The organism is Devosia sp. GW821-FHT12F11 (assembly GCF_058806655.1).
Genome location: NZ_JBXAPX010000006.1, coordinates 390,793 through 406,978 on the forward strand (window position 1 = coordinate 390,793; position 16,186 = coordinate 406,978).

Below are 16,186 nucleotides of genomic sequence, written 5' to 3' on the forward strand. Positions count from 1 at the left end.
GGGACCCATCTATCCACCTGCGCCAGCTGCGAGTTGGGTCCCAGCTTTCGCTGGGATGACACCCGGAGGGGAGGCGAGGTCGTACCTTGCTCGATCAGCCGGGCCAAAAGCTTCAGTTGCCGTCCTGCAATTCCCGCAGCGCCTTCAACCGGTCGGAGACGGCCTGCCCTTCCGGGGCGCCGCCTTTCCTCGCCCTTGGGCCCTTGACCGGGGCGGCTTCGGCTTCTTCGGCGTCGACGAATTTCTGCATGCGAGAGGCGAGGCTCTCCTCCTCGTCGATCGGGCCATTGCCTTCCAGCGCATAGACCAGGTGGCTGACGTCCGAAGCGATGTCGTTGAGGCGCTCGCGCAGGTGCGACTGCTCGATGCGGTCGCTGTCCCAGTCGGCCATCACGGTGTCTTCGACGCTTGCCACCTTGGCGCGCAGCTTTTCCATTTCTTCTTCGAGGCCAAGTTTTTCGGCCAGCAGCATGTCGCGCTTTTCTTCGCCGTCGCCGACCAGCTTGCTGGTCTCGGCGAGGAGGGTCGAGACGCGGCTTTCGGCGTCGGCGATGCGGGCTTCGGCCTCGGCGAGATCGGACTGGGCGTCGCTCACCACGTCGTCTCGCTTGGCGAGTTTTTCACGCAGGTCCGTCGCCGCGGCGCGCGCGTCGGCGCCGCTCTTGTCGGAGTTCTCGAGGCTTTCGATCAGCGTGCGGTTCTGCGTTTCGAGAAATTCCGAGCGCTTCTTTTCGATCTCGAGGTACTGCAGCAGCTCATCGATATCGGTGTTGTAGTTGCCGCTCAGCGCCTTGCCTTCGATGGCGAAGGCACGCGGGGCGCTGCCGCGCAGGGTTTCGCGGGCAGCGTCGAGCTGGCTGGATTTCTCGCCCAGTTCCCGGTCGCGCATGCGCAGTTTCTGCGCGAGGTCGGCGCCTTCCTTTTCCAGTTCGAGGATGCGGCGGCGGGCTTCAGCCTCACGTTCCTCGAGCTCGCGTACCACCTGCAGGTGGCTGTCGCGCTCGCCCTTGATGCCGCCGAGCTCGTTCTTCTTGCGATTGATGTCGCGGAGCTGGTCGGAGAGGCGCCGGCGCAGCGCCTCGACGTTCATCTCGAGGCGCCTGGTGGACAAGGCGAATTCGGCGCGCAGCTGGTCCTTGTCGGCGCGGAACTCGGCCATGGTCATGGGCGTCGCCGCTTCGATGCGCTTCTTGGTGAGGCGGACGGCGCGGCGCCAGACCGCAGGCATGATGATCAGCGCCAACAGCCCGGCCACGAGCAGGCCGAGCACGAAGTACATGATGTTTTCTATGACCATAACTCAACTCCGCCACCGGCAACTGCCCGGTCCCGGGTGTTCGCGCCCGTTACGTTGGCAGCAATGGCCGCCCCCGGCTATCGCTGTCAGGCCGTAACCTTACCGGAAGACGGGGACGCGGTCACGATGAGCCTAGCAGGAAAGCTCGAGCGGCCTCTGAGCTTTGCGCTGCTGCGATGAACGGCGATTGAATGGACTCTTAGCGGTTTTCTGCGCTTCAGAAGGGATTCCAGGTCGGTTCCTGGGTGAACTTCAGGTAGCCGACATTGACGCCGAGGCGCGCCCCGACGCCGGAGCGGATCGGCACCATCACCACGTCGCCATACTTGATCACGGTCATGCCGAGCCCTCCGATGACATAGGCGGAGCCATCGACACCGGGGTAGCGGCCGTAGACGTCGGAGACGGAGTTCAGGTTGTAGACCAGCATCATCACCTTGGAACCGTCGCCGCCGAAGTCGAGGCCGACGGTGGGGCCCTGCCAGAACAGCGAATGCTCGCCCTGGTTGCGGGTGTACATGGTGCCTTCGCCGTAGCGGGCGCCGGCGAAGATGGCGCCGCCGGCTTCCTCGCCGAGGATATAGGCATTGGGCAGCCCGAACTGGCTGACGGCGCGCTCGACCAACGAGGCGAGGCCCTGGGCGACAGAGCCGAAGAACTGGTGGCCGGTATCGACCAGCTCGTCGCCGGAGAAGGTATCGGAGAGCGAACCTTGCTCCTGCGCCTGGCTGAAGGTCGGCGTCAGCACCAGCGTGGCCGCGGTCAGTGCGACGAAGGCGGCAAGAATGAGGTAGACCATGCGATCGAGCATGAGGGCACTCCGGAGGGGCTTAGTTCGAGCGGCAGGCCATTTACGCGGTACTTACCATGACGACGCTAGGTTCGGCGCATCCGGCTTGCCTGAGGGTGTGCTCAAGCTAGGCGTTCATGGCGGCAATGATGCGGCAAAAGCGTAAACAAAACTTAACCATAACCCGGCTTCTTGTAGCGCTATGGTTGACCCTTGGGCTTCTACTTAGTGCCCCGGTAAGCGCCGCTGCACTGGTCACCGCCATCGTCACCGACCCGCTGACCGGGGTGGCGCTCGAGGGCTATGATCCGGTGAGCTATTTCACCGAACCCGAGCCGATCCAGGGCGTCGCCGACTTCGAATACCAGTGGGGCGGGGTGCCGTGGTACTTTGCCTCGGCGGCAAACCGCGACGTGTTCATGCGCAACCCCGAGATCTACGCCCCGCAGTTCGGCGGGCACTGCGTCACCAGCCTCGCCCGGGGCTATCTCTCCGATGGCAAGCCGCGGCTCTACGTTATCTCCGGGATGAAGCTCTACCTGTTCTACTCGGTGGCCAACCGCGAGGCGTTCTTCAAGAGCGAGGAGGCCTCGCTCGTCGAAGCCAATAGCGGCTGGGCCAAGCTCTCCGGCACGCTGACTGGCGAAGAGGGCAGCGTCGCGGACGCTGTGGGCAAGGCGGCGGACGTAGTGCCGGCGGAGGCGGAGGCCGAGGCGGCGCACTGATGCGGGGACGAGCGCTGCAGCGCAGGCTGCCGTCAGGCAGGGGCCAGTCGTACCTCGCGTATCGTGCCACCACCGACGACTCGCGACCCCTCACTGATCGTGAACTCTGCCCCAGGCTGGAGTTGGCCCTCGAAGAACTCGGGGAGAAGCAGCGTGAACCAGACCTCTGCCCGTCCGCCTGGCTCGAGCAAGTCAGCCCCCTCGATGGTCTCGAGGAAGAGGCTCGTGCTGCGATCGATCGAGCCGAGCTGGAACTGCGGGCGATAGGTGCCGCCGGGCAGTACATTGGACCGCCGTCCTCCGTCTTCGGCGCCGAGCAGATGCAAGTCAGCCCGAAAGCGCGGGAACAGTGTCTGGCGGTCCAGCATCTCATGTCCCTTCGTGCAGCGCCGCCCTCTAGGGTCTGCGGGCCCTTGCGGTTAGGCTACGCCAAAATGATTCGACGGCAAGGACCCACAGAATGGCGGATTTCATCGAGCTCAAGGCGACCGACCTCGCGGCGATGCTGTGTTCTCGGGTCTGCCATGACCTGATCAACCCGGTAGGGGCGATCGGCAATGGGCTCGAAGTGCTGGCCGACCCGACGCAGACGGCGATGGCCGACGGCGCGCAGGAACTGATCGCCAATGCCGCCAAGCAGGCGCGGGCGAAGCTCGAATTCGCGCGGCTGGCCTACGGCGCGTCGTCGACGGCGGGCACGGATTTCGATACGCGCGAGTGCGAGCGAGTGGCGCGGATCTATTTCGAGATCGAAAAGGCCGACCTCGACTGGCAGGTGCCGCTAATCCTCTTGCCCAAGCACAAGGCCAAGCTGTTCATGAACATGCTGCTGATCGCTGCGATGGCGGTACCGCGCGGCGGCGTGGTGACGGCCAGGATCGAAGGCGCCGCCGGCGCCGAAGTGTTCACCCTGACGTCGAAATCGGATCCCGAGAAGCGGCAGAAGACGCTGATGCCATCGGGCGCCGAAGGGCTGTTGTCCGGATCGCCCGAGGGCGGTGTCGACGCCCGTGGCATCCAGCCGTTCTATACCGGCATCCTGGCGCGGATGACCGACATGGATCTGAAGATCGGCATCGAGAACGACGTGTTCGAGTTCTCCGCGACGCCCAAGGCGGTCGCGGCCGCTGCCTGATCCCTCGCGAAGTTGCTGCCCTCGGCTGCGCAAGTTTTGTGCAGGTGCGCTACTGAACCATTTCACGCCGCTCGAGCAGGCAAGCCCGGCGTTGCTGCAAAAACTTGCCGATGCGGAGAAGGGTTCAAGTTTCGCTAACCATTCATACGCAGATTTGCAGGATAGTGTGGGCGAGCGACAAACGTCGGTCGGTCTCGCGTCCGGAGTGATTTCGGGCATGGGCCGAAGCGATCGCGGGTCGTGCCGGTGGATGGGAACGGCGCCTCAAAGGGCTTTCCACGTCCGCCGAGTTGGGAGAAACGCGTCATGAAATCCTGCCTCGTGGTCGATGATTCCAGCGTGGTGCGCAAAGTTGCGCGCCGCATTCTGGAGGATCTCGACTATATCGTGGACGAGGCGGAGGACGGGCAGGAAGCCTTCGACAAGTGCCGCCAGGAAATGCCGGACGCCATCCTGCTCGACTGGCAGATGCCGGTCATGAGCGGGTTAGAATTCCTGAAGCTGCTGCGCGGCTATGTCGGCGGGCACACGCCGCGCGTGGTCTACATGGTAACCGAGAACGATATCGGGCAGATCGCGCTGGCGCTGAAGGCCGGGGTCGACGACTACATGATGAAGCCGTTCGACCGCGACCATCTCGAGGGCAAGTTCACCGTATCGGCCGCCGAGCGCGCCAGCGTCGCCTGACGCCGGCCAGGCCTCAGGCCTCTTCCGCCCATTCCTCGCTGATGAACTGCTTGGACGAGTTAAGCCGCGGGAACGAGATTGCCGGCACCGGCAGACCCAGGAAGGCGCACAGCGGCTCCCAACCTTCGCTCACATCGAAAGTCAGCAGGCGCGTGCCGGGAATACTGGCCTGCACTTCGGCTACATGGGCATTGAACAGCGTCGTGGCGTAGGCCCGCTCGAACATCCGCCCATCGAAGACGCCATCAACGATCAGCTTGTGGGCCATGTTGGCAACGCCGTTGGCATGCGGATCGTCGTAGCTGCCGCGGCCGGCCATGAACTTGGCGATAGTCGCTTCGACACTGTCGAACCACTCATCGGCGTCGCGCACCGTTAGGATTACCTTGGCCTCGGGGTAGTGGGCGGCGAGCTCGCGCCAGTAACGGGCCCCGGGCCAATCGACCTGGGCGCGATAGCCGCGGAACAGTGCGTCCCAGTCGGGGCGCGCCCCGTCGGCCAGCGCCTGCCAGCCGGGCAGTTGCTCCGGATGGTCGCGGACCTCGAACATGTGGTGCGCTGGTCCAAGGCCCAGGTGCTCCAGCGCGACCTTCAGCGAGTTGGTGCCGGTGCGTCCGAAGCCCGGACCGATGATATCAAGTGCCATCTTTCGTCCCCTCGTGATGCGTTCTGTCAGGCGTGGCGCGGAGCGCCGATGCGCTCGGGCGCGGTGCGGTGGTTGCGGCGGAGCAGCGCAATGAGGGCCGGCAGCCAAGCCGGCACGATGATGTTCAGGGTATGTCTGGCGTAGTAGTCATTCTCGTCGGTCGGCGTCAGCAGGCGGCGTCCGGTGGCGATGGCCGGTCGGGCCAGCGCATCGGTGGCGGCGGCAAGAAGCATGTCCATTTCGACCCTCTTCAGTTGGCGCCGGGCGGCGCTGTGAGGACAAATCTGGCCGATCGGCGTGCTTTGGGTCCTTAGGCAGTTCCAAATGAGTTGCTAAATCGGCCCTGTCAGGTGAGACCGGCTTTTCTCAGGCCCTCAATGATGAGCGCGAAGCGGCCGTCGGAGCGCTGCGCCACGGTTTCGACGCCGGCGATGGACGTGTACGGGGCAAAGTTCTTGAGGCGCGCCAGTGTCGCTTGGGCCTCGTCCAGCCGACCAAGATGGGCATAGGCGGCGGTCTGGATCCAGTACGTCGGGGGCCAATCCATCAGGGTGGCGCGGGAGCGGTCGAGCCAGACGAGCGCGCCTTCGAAATCGTGCATGAAGAAGCGGGCGAAGCCTATGCCGGCGAGGCTTTCGGAGGCCTCGGGCGCGCCCGGGCTGAGGGTGTAGGCGCGCCTGTAGCAGGCTTCGGCCTTGGCCGGGTCGCCGGCCAGCATGTTGCAGATACCGCCCAGCACCTGAACGATGACATTGTGCGGGTTGGCGGCGAGCGCCCGGTCGGCCATAGCGAGGCCCTCAGCGCGCATGTTGCCGATGGCAAGCAGCGAGTGGCTGCAGATGGCCAGCACCAACGGGTCGTCGTCGCCATACTGCAATGCCAACCGCGCCAGCTCGAGGCAACGAGCGACGCCGGCCGTGTCAAGCGCGGTGAGTGCTACCGTGCCGTGGCGAGCGAGGCTCCATGAGGCATAGGCAAGGGCGGCGGCGTAGTCCGGCTGCAGCGATACGGCGTGCTCAAGGTGGCCTAGCGCCGTCAGGTAGTCGGCCGGATTGCGGGAGCTGAAAAAGGGCAGTGCACGCAGAAAGTGGTCATAGGCCTGCGGGTCGTCGGGCCAGCGGCGACGGGTGCGTTCGATCTCGGCCCGGCGGATCTGCGGTTCGACGAGGCCGACGACGGACTCGGTGATCTTGTCCTGGAACTCGAAGATCTGGCCCATCTCGCCATCGAAGCTCGAGGCCCACAGGTGCGTGCCGGTGGAGGCGTCGATCAATTGCACGGTGACGCGGACCCGCTCGCCTGAGAGACGGACACTGCCTTCGAGCAGATAGCGGACGCCGAGCTCGCGGGCGACCTGGCGCACGTCGGTGGTGCGGTTGCGGTAGGCGAAGGACGAGTAGCGCGAGACGACGGCGAAGGACTTGAAGCGGCTGAGGGCGGTGATCAGGTCCTCGACGAGGCCATCGGCGAAGTAATCGCGCGATGCATCGCCGCTGAGGTTGACGAAGGGCAGCACGGCGACACTGGGCTTGCCGCCGGCGTCGGTGGGGGGCGCTTCGGCGGGGCCGGGCGCGGGGCCGCGGACCAGCCGGTAGCCGACGCGCGGTACCGTAACGATCCACTCCTCGCCGCCCGGCCGGGAGCCGAGCTCTTTGCGCAACGCGGCGATCTGAACGGTGATGTTGCCTTCCTCGACGGTGACGCCGGGCCAGACCCGCTCGAGAATTTCGGCCTTGGTGACGATCTCGCCCTGCGCCTCAAGCATCGTCTCGAGCATCATCAGCGCCCGCGGGCCGAGCGCCACGGGTTGGCCGTCGCGCCGCAATTCGCGGCCCGGGGTCAGTACAAATGGGCCGAACCGATGTTGTGCCTCGTCCATGGCGGATGTTGTACATCGAACGGCTGTTGTTTCGTAGGGCAGGCGCGACGAGAAACAAACAACCCGGCGAACGACCCATGAGATGACTTCCAATGATGGTGCCGGCCCAAGGCTGGATACATGTGGGTCAGGCGGCGACGTTGGCGAGCATGCGGCGGATGATCAGCTTGTGGAACGGCAGGACGCCGGCGAGATAAAGCCGGCCACCGAGATTGTGCGGGTGCACCCAGGTGGAGATCGCAGCGAGGGGCTGGGGCCCGGCGGTTTTCATGACGGAGACGCGGAAATCGAGATGGTGATCGTCCTCGCCAAGGATCGCCTCGTTGGGTGACAGCTCCTCGAGCCGGAAGAAACTAACATAGTCGCCGACCCCTGGATCCGGATTAGCGGGTGGCAGATTGGCGCCGGTCTTGAGGCCGAGCGGCGAGACCAGCCCATTGCGCAGCCAGAGCAACCCGTTGACCCAGCCGGGCATGACGGTCAGCTGTTCTACCAGTTGCAGTGGCGTGAGGCTGGGATCGGCGAGCGGGACGGCATAGGCGTCGACGAAATCACCGGGGCCGATGCGTTGGCGCAAGAGGCTGGTGAGCGGCAACTGAAATGGACGAGCGCGCATGAGCATAATGTGCGCACGCCCATCGCGGCGCGCGATGCGACATCGGCGCGCGGGCTAGCTGGCGCCATATCGGTCTCGCCATTCGGCGCAGGTCGCGATGCTACCAGCGCCCCCTCAGGCCGACATTGGCGTTGAGGCTATAGCTGTCGCCGGGAGAACCGAGCCCGGTGCGGAACGAAGCCTCGCCATAGAGCGAATACGCGTCGTCGCCCCAGTTGTAGCTGCCACCCACGCCCAGCCCGCCAGAAAGCTGGTCGCGGCTTGCTGTCAGTGCGGTGCCACCGACAGCGACGCCAGTGGTGTTGTCGAGCTGGTAGTAGAGGTTGGCGATGCCGTAGAAATGGGTGCGCGACAGCCCATCATCGGCCTGTTTCGCATCCTCGTGGTCGATTGAAATGCCCAGTCGGCCATAGAGCCCGCCGCCATCGGTCAGGCCGACCACCGTGCCGAAGGCGTCGGTGAAATCAGCGAAGGCGACCTCGCTATAGACGATCTGGCCCTGTGGCGTCACCGACCAGCCGTCGCCCAGGTTGATCTGGCTACCCGCCTCGAGGCTGAGGGCGTAGCCGAAGCCATCATTGCCCGCGACGAGGTCAAGCCCGGCAGTACTGGACCTCAGCGTGCTGTCGAACCACTGCAATTGGGCGACACCGTCGAGGTAGAAGCCGCTGGCATCGTACCAGGTCAGCGTGCCGCCGATGCCGAAGCCGGAGGTCGTGATGTCGCCGTTGCCGAACAGCGAGGAGACATCGGCGCCGACAGTGCCGTAGCTCAGGTAGGCGCCGCCGATCAGCGCGCCTCGCTCGCCTTGCTGAACAACCCCGTCGAGCCCAGCCTGCAGCCGCCAGAGGCTGGCGTCGTAGTCGGTTCCGCCGGACGTGGTGTCCAGCTCCTCGTGCGCATAGGTGCCCTCGAGGCGCGCCCACATACCGCCGGCTTCGACCTGCCGGTCGCCCAGTTCGATGATGCCGGCGGTGCTGTCGCTGCCACCCCAGGAGCGGTTACCGACACGCTGCTGCAGCGTACCGAGCTGGTTGAGCATGGCCAGCACCTGCGGGTAGCTCTCATAGAGCGGCACGCCCGCCTGATAGAGGGGGTCGGGCCCATCTGGGAGCAGGGTCGAGCGCAGGTACCAATCGCCATCGTTCGGGCTGCTGGTGCTGCCCTGATAGAGCCGGTAGGCGTAAGCGCCGCCGACCACGGCTTGGTCACCCTCGAACACGTAGTCGCCCAGCAGCGCGAAGCTGGCGCTCGAGGTCCCCGCGACATCGATGATCCGGATACCCTCGACCGTCTGCGCACCGGTGCCGCCGACATTGGTGACCCGGATGCTGCCGGTGCCGGTGGTGTTGCCGCCGACATCGATCCGGTCGGTGAGCGAATTGTCGTTGCCCAGCGCCGTGTTGATGAGGATGACGCCGGCGTCGCCCTGATAGTTGCCGGTGATGGTGAGCACAGTGCCTGGAGCGCCGCCAAGGCTGACGGTGCCGGCATTCTGCAGCGAGGCGATCGTCTGGTCGAAACCCTGCAGCGCCAGCGTGGCGCCGGCCGCCACGTGATGGTCGGATGCGGCGCTGAACGTGTTGGTGACGCCGGCGGCAAGCGTGCCGGCGGTGACGAAGGTCGATCCCTGATAGGTGTTGGGGCCAGTCACGGTCAGCTTGCCCAGCCCCTGCTTGGTCAGCGCGCCATCGCCCGACATGCCGCTCTCGGCCACCACGTTGAGACCATTGGAATCGAGGAACATCCCCTCGCCAATGAGGACGAATTGACCGGGATCGAAGCCGTGAATCAGCGATGCCGCATTGTCGGTAGCGCGCAGGGTGCCGTTGTCGAAGGTCGCGGTGCCGGTGCCGAGGCCTGGGGCCAACTCCCCGGTCGCAAGCGTGCCGCCGGTATCGACGAGCAGGTCGCCGGTAATGCCGGGATCCGGGCTGGCGTTACCGGTCACGCCCAGAAACACGTTCTTGGCGGAGACGAGACCGCCATCGCTGATGGTCAGGGCGCCGTCGCCCACGCCCGCGTCCGAGATCCAAATCGAACGCGCGCCGACCTCGAGGCTGCCGGAAACCTCGAGGGCCGAGCCGGAGCCGGTCACCAGCATGGTGGCGTTGCCATTCCGGCCGATGCTGGCGATACCGGCCTTGATGACGGCTCCATCCGACAGCGTCACATCGACATTGTTGGTCGCGCCACCGGCAGCGAAGTAGCCAGCGTCCCAGACCGTGCCCTCGCCGTCCACCACGACCGTGATGTCGGCCGCGTTGGTTGTGCCGGCATCCTCGCCCAATGTGACGCTTCCCGTGGTAATCACGTGCGCGCCGTCGGTGACCATGACGGTGGTGTCGTCGTCGCGTCCAGCTGCGAAATGAGTCGACTTCACGGTCGTTCCGTCGCCGGTGACCGTCAGGATGCCCGCCTGCATGTCGAGCAGGCCGTGGGGCTGCGGATTGGCGGGATTATCGCTGATGGTGAGCTGGGCGCCACTCGAGACGGTCAGCCCGCCATTGGTCGATCCCAGGATAGTAAAGTTGGTGTAACTGCCGGCATCCCAGACCGTGCCGGCCCCATGCAGCGTGAGGGTGTGGCCGCCGTCGGTGTAGATTTGCAACGAGTCCGGATCGATCGCCTCAGTCAGGCCCGTGTCGTTGATCGTGATGTCGTTGAGCAGCGTGATGTCGGCGTTGTCCGGATCGGTGCTGGCGTCGGTGACTGCGTCCTCGAACTCAGTAGCGGTGCTGACCGTGAAGCTGGCTGCCGACGCTGCAGGCACCGCGCCTGCAAGGGCCCCCGCCAGCACCAGAACCGCGGTGCTGACTCTCGGCAACGCGCCGGCTTTCCAGGTGTCACGAGATGACAGGGCGTGGCAGGGACTGACGGTCTTGGCGTCGCACACGGTTTCAAACAACATGCAACTCCTGAAAAGTACAAATCAGTATCGAGCGTGGAAGCATCGCTGCGAATTCTTCGCGATGCAATGGCACATTCTGCCACTTCCTTTCGCGCCGCGCGCGCTCCGTGGGACACAAGCGTCCGCACGTTGAGGCAGGTCAGCCCCTGGCTCGGCGCCGACCGGAACGGGGCGCGGTGAAGGCATCCGATGCGCCCTAGCTGGCGCGTGCAAGCGCCATGCGAACCCAGCGCAGGTCTTCGGCGAGCGTGCGGCCGGCCGGCTTCTCCTCCGGCCCGGCATCACCACGCAAGGCGAGGAAGGCGACGGCGGCGGCGGCGTTGAGCAGGCGGACGCGGCTGACGTCGATCGGCTGTCCGCCGGCGGCCTCGTAGGCTGTCACGGCGGCGGTGAACAGCGCTTCATCCTCGGTATCGAGCAACAGGTAGCGGAAGTCGTAATGCCGGTCGGTCAGCGATGCCTCGTCGTAATCGAACACGCCGACGACTGTGGCGTCGGAGGTCACCACCATGTTGTGGAAGCCGAAGTCGGTATGCGCGAGCACCCGGTGGGTGATCTCCAGCTCCGTCGTCTCGCTGCGGGCCAGGACCGTCAGAGCGCGATCGATCAGCTCGCGATCGCCGGTGACGCGCGGCAGGTCGGCCGCCACCTGCGGCAACGGCGATGGCCAGCTCGGGCGCGACAGCAGCCAGTCGCCGAGCTCTACCGAGGGGATGCTGAGGTGTTGGTTGGCCAGCAAGCGGCCGAGACTGTTGCCCAGTTGGGTGGCGAAGCGTCGATCGTCGCGAACCTGGCGGTAGGTGGCGAACGGGTCGGCCGTTCCCGGGACTTCTGAGCGCAACTGCCAGCCCGCAGCTGCGCGGTGAGTTAGGCGCGGGGCGCGGAAGCTGCAGTGGCGCTCGATGAGGACGAGAGCACGAGCCTCGCGGGCGAGGCGCTGCTGGCCGTGCGGATCGGTCGGGAACCAGGCGATACGGTGGCCAGGGAGGCGGACCGCGAAGCGATTGTCGCGCACCAGAAGCGCGATCTCGGCCGGATCGATGGTGACGCCGATACTCGCCAATGCCGCTGCGACGGCAGCCGGGTGCGGCGCAATCCACTCGATATCGCTCATGGCCGGAGGGTGCCATTGGCCAGCCGGCGCCTCAAGGTCTGTCGGTTGCAGGCTGGTCCGGGGGCGCCCTGATCCCCGCCGCCGGTGGTTGACCGACCCCACCCTTGATCCCTCCTATGTTTAGGGAGAGGGGACAGGGGTGGGGGGCAACCCGCACCGCCGGAGCATCTCAACGTTTGAAGGCGCTCAAATAGCGAAAACCCCGCACCTTCTGGTACGGGGTTCCCCAGGTCTGCCGCAACGCAGGACTGAATGAGTTAGGCGACGCTCGATTCCGCGAAGCCTTCGTTCTCGTCGGGCTCGCGCAGCACGTAGCCGCGACCCCAGACGGTCTCGATGTAGTTCTTGCCACCGGTGGCGACGGAGAGCTTCTTCCTGAGCTTGCAGATGAAGACGTCGATGATCTTCAGCTCGGGCTCGTCCATGCCGCCATAGAGGTGGTTGAGGAACATTTCCTTGGTGAGGGTGGTGCCCTTGCGGAGCGAGAGCAGCTCCAGCATCTGGTATTCCTTGCCGGTCAGGTGCACGCGGGCCGACTGCACTTCGACGGTCTTGGTGTCGAGGTTCACGGTCAGGTCGCCGGTGGAAATGACCGACTGAGCGTGGCCCTTGGAACGGCGGACAATCGCATGGATGCGGGCAACCAGCTCATCCTTGTGGAACGGCTTGGTCATGTAGTCGTCGGCGCCGAAGCCGAGGCCACGCACCTTGTCTTCGATGCCGGCGAGACCAGACAGGATCAGGATCGGGGTCTGCACCTTGGCCACGCGCAGGGTGCGCAGCACTTCGTAGCCCGACATGTCGGGAAGGTTCAGATCGAGCAGGATGATGTCGTAGTCGTAGAGTTTGCCTAGGTCGACGCCCTCTTCACCGAGGTCCGTCGTGTATACGTTGAAACTCTCTGATTTGAGCATCAGCTCGATGCTCTGCGCTGTCGCGCTGTCGTCCTCGATCAAGAGTACACGCATGCCGTCAATCCCCTTAAACCGTTCCCTGCTGGAACCATGGATGAGGCGCCTTGCGCGTTCACCCTTAACCGAACCCTACTGGATATGACCCAAACCTAAGCGCAATTAGTTAACAAAGTTTAATTCTGATCCGCAAGATGCAATGGGTCTCCCGTTAGTGATATGTTAAGTCGTTGAAAATGCTATAGAAATCGCGTCTAATCGACTTAAGAAACTAGGTTAAGAAAGCCCTTCAATCGACTCTGCTGACTCAAGGATTCAGGGCCTTGGAGGGCTCGGAAAGCGGCGTGCGGCACGCCAGTCGGATGTCGGGGTAGGAGGCCATGGTTAACGCTTTTTGCTTAACGTTCGGTTACCGTGGGGATCGAGCGATTCGGGTACCGTGAAAGAGGCCGATGCAGTCCCTGAGAGCCGCAATTGACGCCATCGAAGACGTGGAAGTCTTCGGGCGCGTCAAAACCGTGCAGGGCCTGCTCATCGAAGTGGTCGGGCCGGTGCGCGAGCTGCGCGTCGGCGGGCGCGTCGAAATCGAAACCACCAATGGCGGCGTGCTGGGGGCCGAGATCATCGGTTTCCGCGATGGCCATGCGCTGTGCCTGCCGTTCGGGGCGCTGAACGGCGTGCGGCTCGGCTGCCGGGCGCTGTTCAAGAGCCATGACGGGGCGGTGCAGCCCTCCGAGCACTGGTTGGGGCGGGTGATCAACGCCGATGGCGAGCCGATCGACGGCAAGGGGCCGCTGCTGCCGGGCGCCACGCCTTATCCACTGCGGCAGGTGCCGTTGCCGGCGCATGAGCGCATGCGGGTGGGCGATCCGCTCGACATGGGGGTGCGCACGCTGAACACCTTCACCACCATGTGCGAAGGCCAGCGCATGGGCATCTTCGCCGGTTCGGGCGTCGGCAAGTCTGTGTTGATGAGTATGCTGGCACGCAACGCCCAGGTCGACGTGGCGGTGATCGGGCTGATCGGCGAGCGCGGCCGCGAAGTGCAGGAATTCGTCACCGACTATCTGGGCGAGGTCGGTATCCAGCAGGCGGTGGTGGTGGTCGCGACCTCCGACGAGGCGGCGCTGATGCGGCGGCAGGCGGCCTACCTGACGCTGACGCTCAGCGAATATTTCCGCGACCAGGGCAAGCGCGTGCTCTGCATGATGGACAGCCTCACCCGCTTCGCCCAGGCGCAGCGCGAGATCGGCCTTGCCATTGGCGAGCCGCCGACCGCCAAGGGCTATCCGCCGACGGTTTTCACCGAACTCCCGAGGCTGCTCGAAAGAGCCGGTCCGGGCCTCGCTGAATCGGGCTCCATTACAGGTCTATTTACCGTTTTGGTGGAAGGTGACGATCACAATGAGCCCATTGCGGACGCCGTTCGCGGCATTCTCGATGGGCACATCGTGATGGAGCGCTCGATCGCCGAGCGGGGACGCTATCCGGCGGTCAATGTGCTCCGGTCTATCTCGCGAACCATGCCTGGGTGCGTGCCGGCCAATGTGCGGCCCACCCTGCAGAAGGCGCGGGAACTCATGTCGACATTTGCCGACATGGAGGAACTGATCCGGCTGGGGGCATACCGGAAGGGATCGGATCCAGGCGTGGACCGTGCCATCGCGATCAACCCGGCGCTGGAGGCGTTTTTGAGCCAGCAGCGGGAAGAGCGCACCTCGATTGCCGACGGCTATGTCATGCTGGAAGCAATCCTGGACAAGGTGGGCGAGCAAACCGCGTCAGTGAAGTGAATGACTTGAGGTGTAAGGAGTACAAGTCATGAAGTCGCGCAGCGAGAGCCTGATCCGGCTTAAGAAGTTTCAGGTCGACGAGAAGCGCCGCCAGGTTACGCAGATCGAGATGATGATTGCCGATTTCGAGCGGATGGCCGCCGAACTCGACCAGCAGATCGAAATCGAGCAGCAGAAAACCGGCATCTCGGATATCGCGCATTTCGCCTATTCTACCTTCGCCAAGGCGGCGATCGCCCGCAGGGACAACCTGCTGGCCTCGGCCAACGACATGAAGGGCAATCTCGAGGCGGCGCAGGATGCGCTGGCGGAGGCAGTGGAAGACCTCAAGAAGGTCGAGCTGCTGGACCAGCGCGAGCATGGCCGCGAGACTGCGGCGGAAGCCAAGTCCGAGCAGGCGGAATACGACGAGATCGGCCGACTACGGCACATCCGCCGCTGAGGTAGTTCGCCGCTAGGAATGAAAAAGGCCCGCTGGAGCGGGCCTTTCGTGCTTGCGACAGTGGATGCTACTGCAGAGCGTCGGTCTTCAGCAGCTGGGCGTCGCGCTCGGCCTCCCAGGTGTCCTTATCATAGGCCACGGCCTTGTCGAGCTGGTCGCGCGTCACGTTGAGGAACAGGAACTTGTCGCCGTTCGCATTGGTGGCGAAGCGCAGGTTCTCCACCGCAACTGCCACTGGCTTGGTGCCGATACCGAGGAAGCCGCCGAAATCGATGATCACGGCGTCTACGGCCTTGCCATCGGCGCCGAGGATCACATCGCCGATGGCGCCGAGGTGTTCGTCACCCGGGCCATAGGCATTGGTTCCGATCAGTTCTTCGGCGGTCAGCGGCGCATCGGTCAGCGTGGCGCGGTCGATCGGGCCGGCCGCGGTGGCTGCGGGATCAGCCGGAGCCATGGCGTCAGCGGACTTGTCGGCCGGTGCGGCCTTATCCGCCGGAGCGGTCGCCGCTGGGGCGTTGGCGTCGGCTGCCGGCGCTGTCGTATCCGCCGGAGCGGCGTCAGCAGCATCATCGGTGGTCTCGAAGTTCGGGGCGGTCTCCAGTGCTTCCTTGGTGGTCGCCAGCACGAAGCGCTCGCTGCCGTCTTCGGCGGTAACCCACTCGAGCTCGGCATAGTTCACGGCGACGTTCTTTTCGCCGATGCCGAGGAAGCCGCCAACGCCGATGACCACAGCGGCGACTTCGCCGCCTTCACCGATCACCAGGTTGTTGACGTCCCCGATATGCTCGGCGTCTGCCGCGCTTGAGGAGTAGACCTGCTTGCCGATGATCTCGGTGGCGAGGTTATCCTTGTCGGTGACGGTGTAGCCGGAGGCGAGGATGGAGGTGTCGAGCGGTTCGGCCGGCGCAGCTTCGGTGGTGGCGGGAGCCTCGGCAGCCGGAGCTTCGGTTGCCGGCGCAGCGGCATCCTGTGCCATGGCGCCCGCGGTGAGCAGGGCAATGGCGGCTGTGGTGGTCATAAGGGTACGGAACATTTAAGGTTCTCTCGTTCGTGGGTTCATGAACAAGGCCGTGCGGCACATCGCTTGGCTGTGGCGTGCCGCACGGCCCGATGCAGACACAACGTCACGATGACGCGAGTGTTCCGGTCCCCGGGAAATCAAACGAGACGAACATTCCGGCCTGGCCGATGCGAGCTTCAACCAATGTCCGATAGGCCAGGCCTGTGGCTCGGGTAG

General features: G+C 64.8%; 16 protein-coding genes. 5 read left to right on the plus strand and 11 right to left on the minus strand.

All coding sequences use genetic code 11. The features are described 5' to 3' along the window. Positions 1-112: 112 nt before the first annotated feature. Both AC1ROK_RS19525 and AC1ROK_RS19530 read right to left on the minus strand, forming a co-directional pair. Positions 113-1,297: a hypothetical protein gene (locus AC1ROK_RS19525; RefSeq protein ID WP_492849957.1), complete on the minus strand. Its 1,185-nt coding sequence runs from the start codon at positions 1,295-1,297 to the stop codon at positions 113-115. 217 nt (positions 1,298-1,514) lie between these two features. Next, a complete protein-coding gene (locus tag AC1ROK_RS19530) occupies positions 1,515-2,108 on the minus strand; it encodes a DUF1134 domain-containing protein (protein ID WP_055877551.1) in 594 nt (197 codons plus the stop codon). Positions 2,109-2,293: 185 nt separating this feature from the next. On the opposite strand from AC1ROK_RS19530, the gene AC1ROK_RS19535 reads away from it, so the two are divergent. After that, positions 2,294-2,812, plus strand: a complete 519-nt coding sequence (locus tag AC1ROK_RS19535) for a YHS domain-containing (seleno)protein (protein WP_492849959.1) — start codon at positions 2,294-2,296, stop codon at positions 2,810-2,812. A gap of 32 nt (positions 2,813-2,844) precedes the next feature. Here the strand turns inward: AC1ROK_RS19535 and AC1ROK_RS19540 are convergent, their stop codons facing one another. Then, positions 2,845-3,180: a hypothetical protein gene (locus tag AC1ROK_RS19540; RefSeq protein ID WP_492849961.1), complete on the minus strand. Its 336-nt coding sequence runs from the start codon at positions 3,178-3,180 to the stop codon at positions 2,845-2,847. Between the two features lie 92 nt (positions 3,181-3,272). Here AC1ROK_RS19540 and AC1ROK_RS19545 point away from each other — a divergent pair, with 92 nt between their 5' ends. Continuing rightward, positions 3,273-3,947 carry a histidine phosphotransferase family protein gene (locus tag AC1ROK_RS19545; RefSeq protein WP_492849963.1) on the plus strand — a complete coding sequence of 225 codons (675 nt, stop codon included), beginning with the start codon at positions 3,273-3,275 and terminating at the stop codon, positions 3,945-3,947. Positions 3,948-4,253: 306 nt separating this feature from the next. Further along, on the plus strand, positions 4,254-4,634 hold the full coding sequence (locus AC1ROK_RS19550; protein WP_291309440.1) for a response regulator: 381 nt from the start codon (positions 4,254-4,256) through the stop codon (positions 4,632-4,634). Positions 4,635-4,647: 13 nt separating this feature from the next. Here the strand turns inward: AC1ROK_RS19550 and AC1ROK_RS19555 are convergent, their stop codons facing one another. The 7 genes from AC1ROK_RS19555 to ctrA form a co-directional block, all read right to left on the minus strand. Further along, complete coding sequence (locus AC1ROK_RS19555) at positions 4,648-5,280, minus strand: sulfotransferase family protein (RefSeq protein WP_492849966.1); 633 nt, start codon at positions 5,278-5,280, stop codon at positions 4,648-4,650. 26 nt (positions 5,281-5,306) lie between these two features. Beyond that, a complete protein-coding gene (locus tag AC1ROK_RS19560) occupies positions 5,307-5,519 on the minus strand; it encodes a hypothetical protein (RefSeq protein ID WP_492849968.1) in 213 nt (70 codons plus the stop codon). A 107-nt stretch (positions 5,520-5,626) separates the two neighbouring features. Then, on the minus strand, positions 5,627-7,159 hold the full coding sequence (locus AC1ROK_RS19565; protein ID WP_492849970.1) for a winged helix-turn-helix domain-containing tetratricopeptide repeat protein: 1,533 nt from the start codon (positions 7,157-7,159) through the stop codon (positions 5,627-5,629). A 127-nt stretch (positions 7,160-7,286) separates the two neighbouring features. Continuing rightward, positions 7,287-7,775, minus strand: coding sequence for a DUF2867 domain-containing protein (locus tag AC1ROK_RS19570; RefSeq protein WP_492849972.1), 489 nt, complete (start codon positions 7,773-7,775; stop codon positions 7,287-7,289). Positions 7,776-7,875: 100 nt separating this feature from the next. Then, complete coding sequence (locus AC1ROK_RS19575; protein ID WP_492849974.1) at positions 7,876-10,686, minus strand: autotransporter family protein; 2,811 nt, start codon at positions 10,684-10,686, stop codon at positions 7,876-7,878. A 196-nt stretch (positions 10,687-10,882) separates the two neighbouring features. Continuing rightward, entirely contained in the window at positions 10,883-11,800 is a 918-nt protein-coding gene (locus AC1ROK_RS19580) for a phosphotransferase family protein (protein WP_492849976.1), read from the minus strand. Positions 11,801-12,057: 257 nt separating this feature from the next. Further along, positions 12,058-12,768 (minus strand): response regulator transcription factor CtrA, encoded by a 711-nt coding sequence (gene ctrA / locus AC1ROK_RS19585; RefSeq protein ID WP_492849978.1) that lies wholly within the window; start codon positions 12,766-12,768, stop codon positions 12,058-12,060. A 395-nt stretch (positions 12,769-13,163) separates the two neighbouring features. On the opposite strand from ctrA, the gene fliI reads away from it, so the two are divergent. Continuing rightward, entirely contained in the window at positions 13,164-14,504 is a 1,341-nt protein-coding gene (gene fliI, locus AC1ROK_RS19590) for a flagellar protein export ATPase FliI (protein ID WP_492849980.1), read from the plus strand. A gap of 28 nt (positions 14,505-14,532) precedes the next feature. Further along, positions 14,533-14,946 (plus strand): flagellar export protein FliJ, encoded by a 414-nt coding sequence (gene fliJ, locus AC1ROK_RS19595; protein WP_055877511.1) that lies wholly within the window; start codon positions 14,533-14,535, stop codon positions 14,944-14,946. A gap of 67 nt (positions 14,947-15,013) precedes the next feature. Here the strand turns inward: fliJ and AC1ROK_RS19600 are convergent, their stop codons facing one another. Then, positions 15,014-15,982 (minus strand): PRC-barrel domain-containing protein, encoded by a 969-nt coding sequence (locus AC1ROK_RS19600; RefSeq protein ID WP_492849982.1) that lies wholly within the window; start codon positions 15,980-15,982, stop codon positions 15,014-15,016. Between the last annotated feature and the right edge of the window lie 204 nt (positions 15,983-16,186).

Bases quoted from the DNA above. Each gene is read 5' to 3' on its own strand.
- AC1ROK_RS19565 (WP_492849970.1), bottom strand. From the start codon at position 7,159: ATGGACGAGGCACAACATCGGTTCGGCCCATTTGTACTGACCCCGGGC.
- ctrA (WP_492849978.1), bottom strand. From the start codon at position 12,768: ATGCGTGTACTCTTGATCGAGGACGACAGCGCGACAGCGCAGAGCATC.
- AC1ROK_RS19550 (WP_291309440.1), top strand. From the start codon at position 4,254: ATGAAATCCTGCCTCGTGGTCGATGATTCCAGCGTGGTGCGCAAAGTT.
- AC1ROK_RS19570 (WP_492849972.1), bottom strand. From the start codon at position 7,775: ATGCGCGCTCGTCCATTTCAGTTGCCGCTCACCAGCCTCTTGCGCCAA.
- AC1ROK_RS19540 (WP_492849961.1), bottom strand. From the start codon at position 3,180: ATGCTGGACCGCCAGACACTGTTCCCGCGCTTTCGGGCTGACTTGCAT.
- AC1ROK_RS19530 (WP_055877551.1), bottom strand. From the start codon at position 2,108: ATGCTCGATCGCATGGTCTACCTCATTCTTGCCGCCTTCGTCGCACTG.
- AC1ROK_RS19580 (WP_492849976.1), bottom strand. From the start codon at position 11,800: ATGAGCGATATCGAGTGGATTGCGCCGCACCCGGCTGCCGTCGCAGCG.
- AC1ROK_RS19525 (WP_492849957.1), bottom strand. From the start codon at position 1,297: ATGGTCATAGAAAACATCATGTACTTCGTGCTCGGCCTGCTCGTGGCC.
- AC1ROK_RS19560 (WP_492849968.1), bottom strand. From the start codon at position 5,519: ATGGACATGCTTCTTGCCGCCGCCACCGATGCGCTGGCCCGACCGGCC.
- fliJ (WP_055877511.1), top strand. From the start codon at position 14,533: ATGAAGTCGCGCAGCGAGAGCCTGATCCGGCTTAAGAAGTTTCAGGTC.
- AC1ROK_RS19600 (WP_492849982.1), bottom strand. From the start codon at position 15,982: ATGTTCCGTACCCTTATGACCACCACAGCCGCCATTGCCCTGCTCACC.
- AC1ROK_RS19545 (WP_492849963.1), top strand. From the start codon at position 3,273: ATGGCGGATTTCATCGAGCTCAAGGCGACCGACCTCGCGGCGATGCTG.
- AC1ROK_RS19555 (WP_492849966.1), bottom strand. From the start codon at position 5,280: ATGGCACTTGATATCATCGGTCCGGGCTTCGGACGCACCGGCACCAAC.
- fliI (WP_492849980.1), top strand. From the start codon at position 13,164: ATGCAGTCCCTGAGAGCCGCAATTGACGCCATCGAAGACGTGGAAGTC.
- AC1ROK_RS19575 (WP_492849974.1), bottom strand. From the start codon at position 10,686: ATGTTGTTTGAAACCGTGTGCGACGCCAAGACCGTCAGTCCCTGCCAC.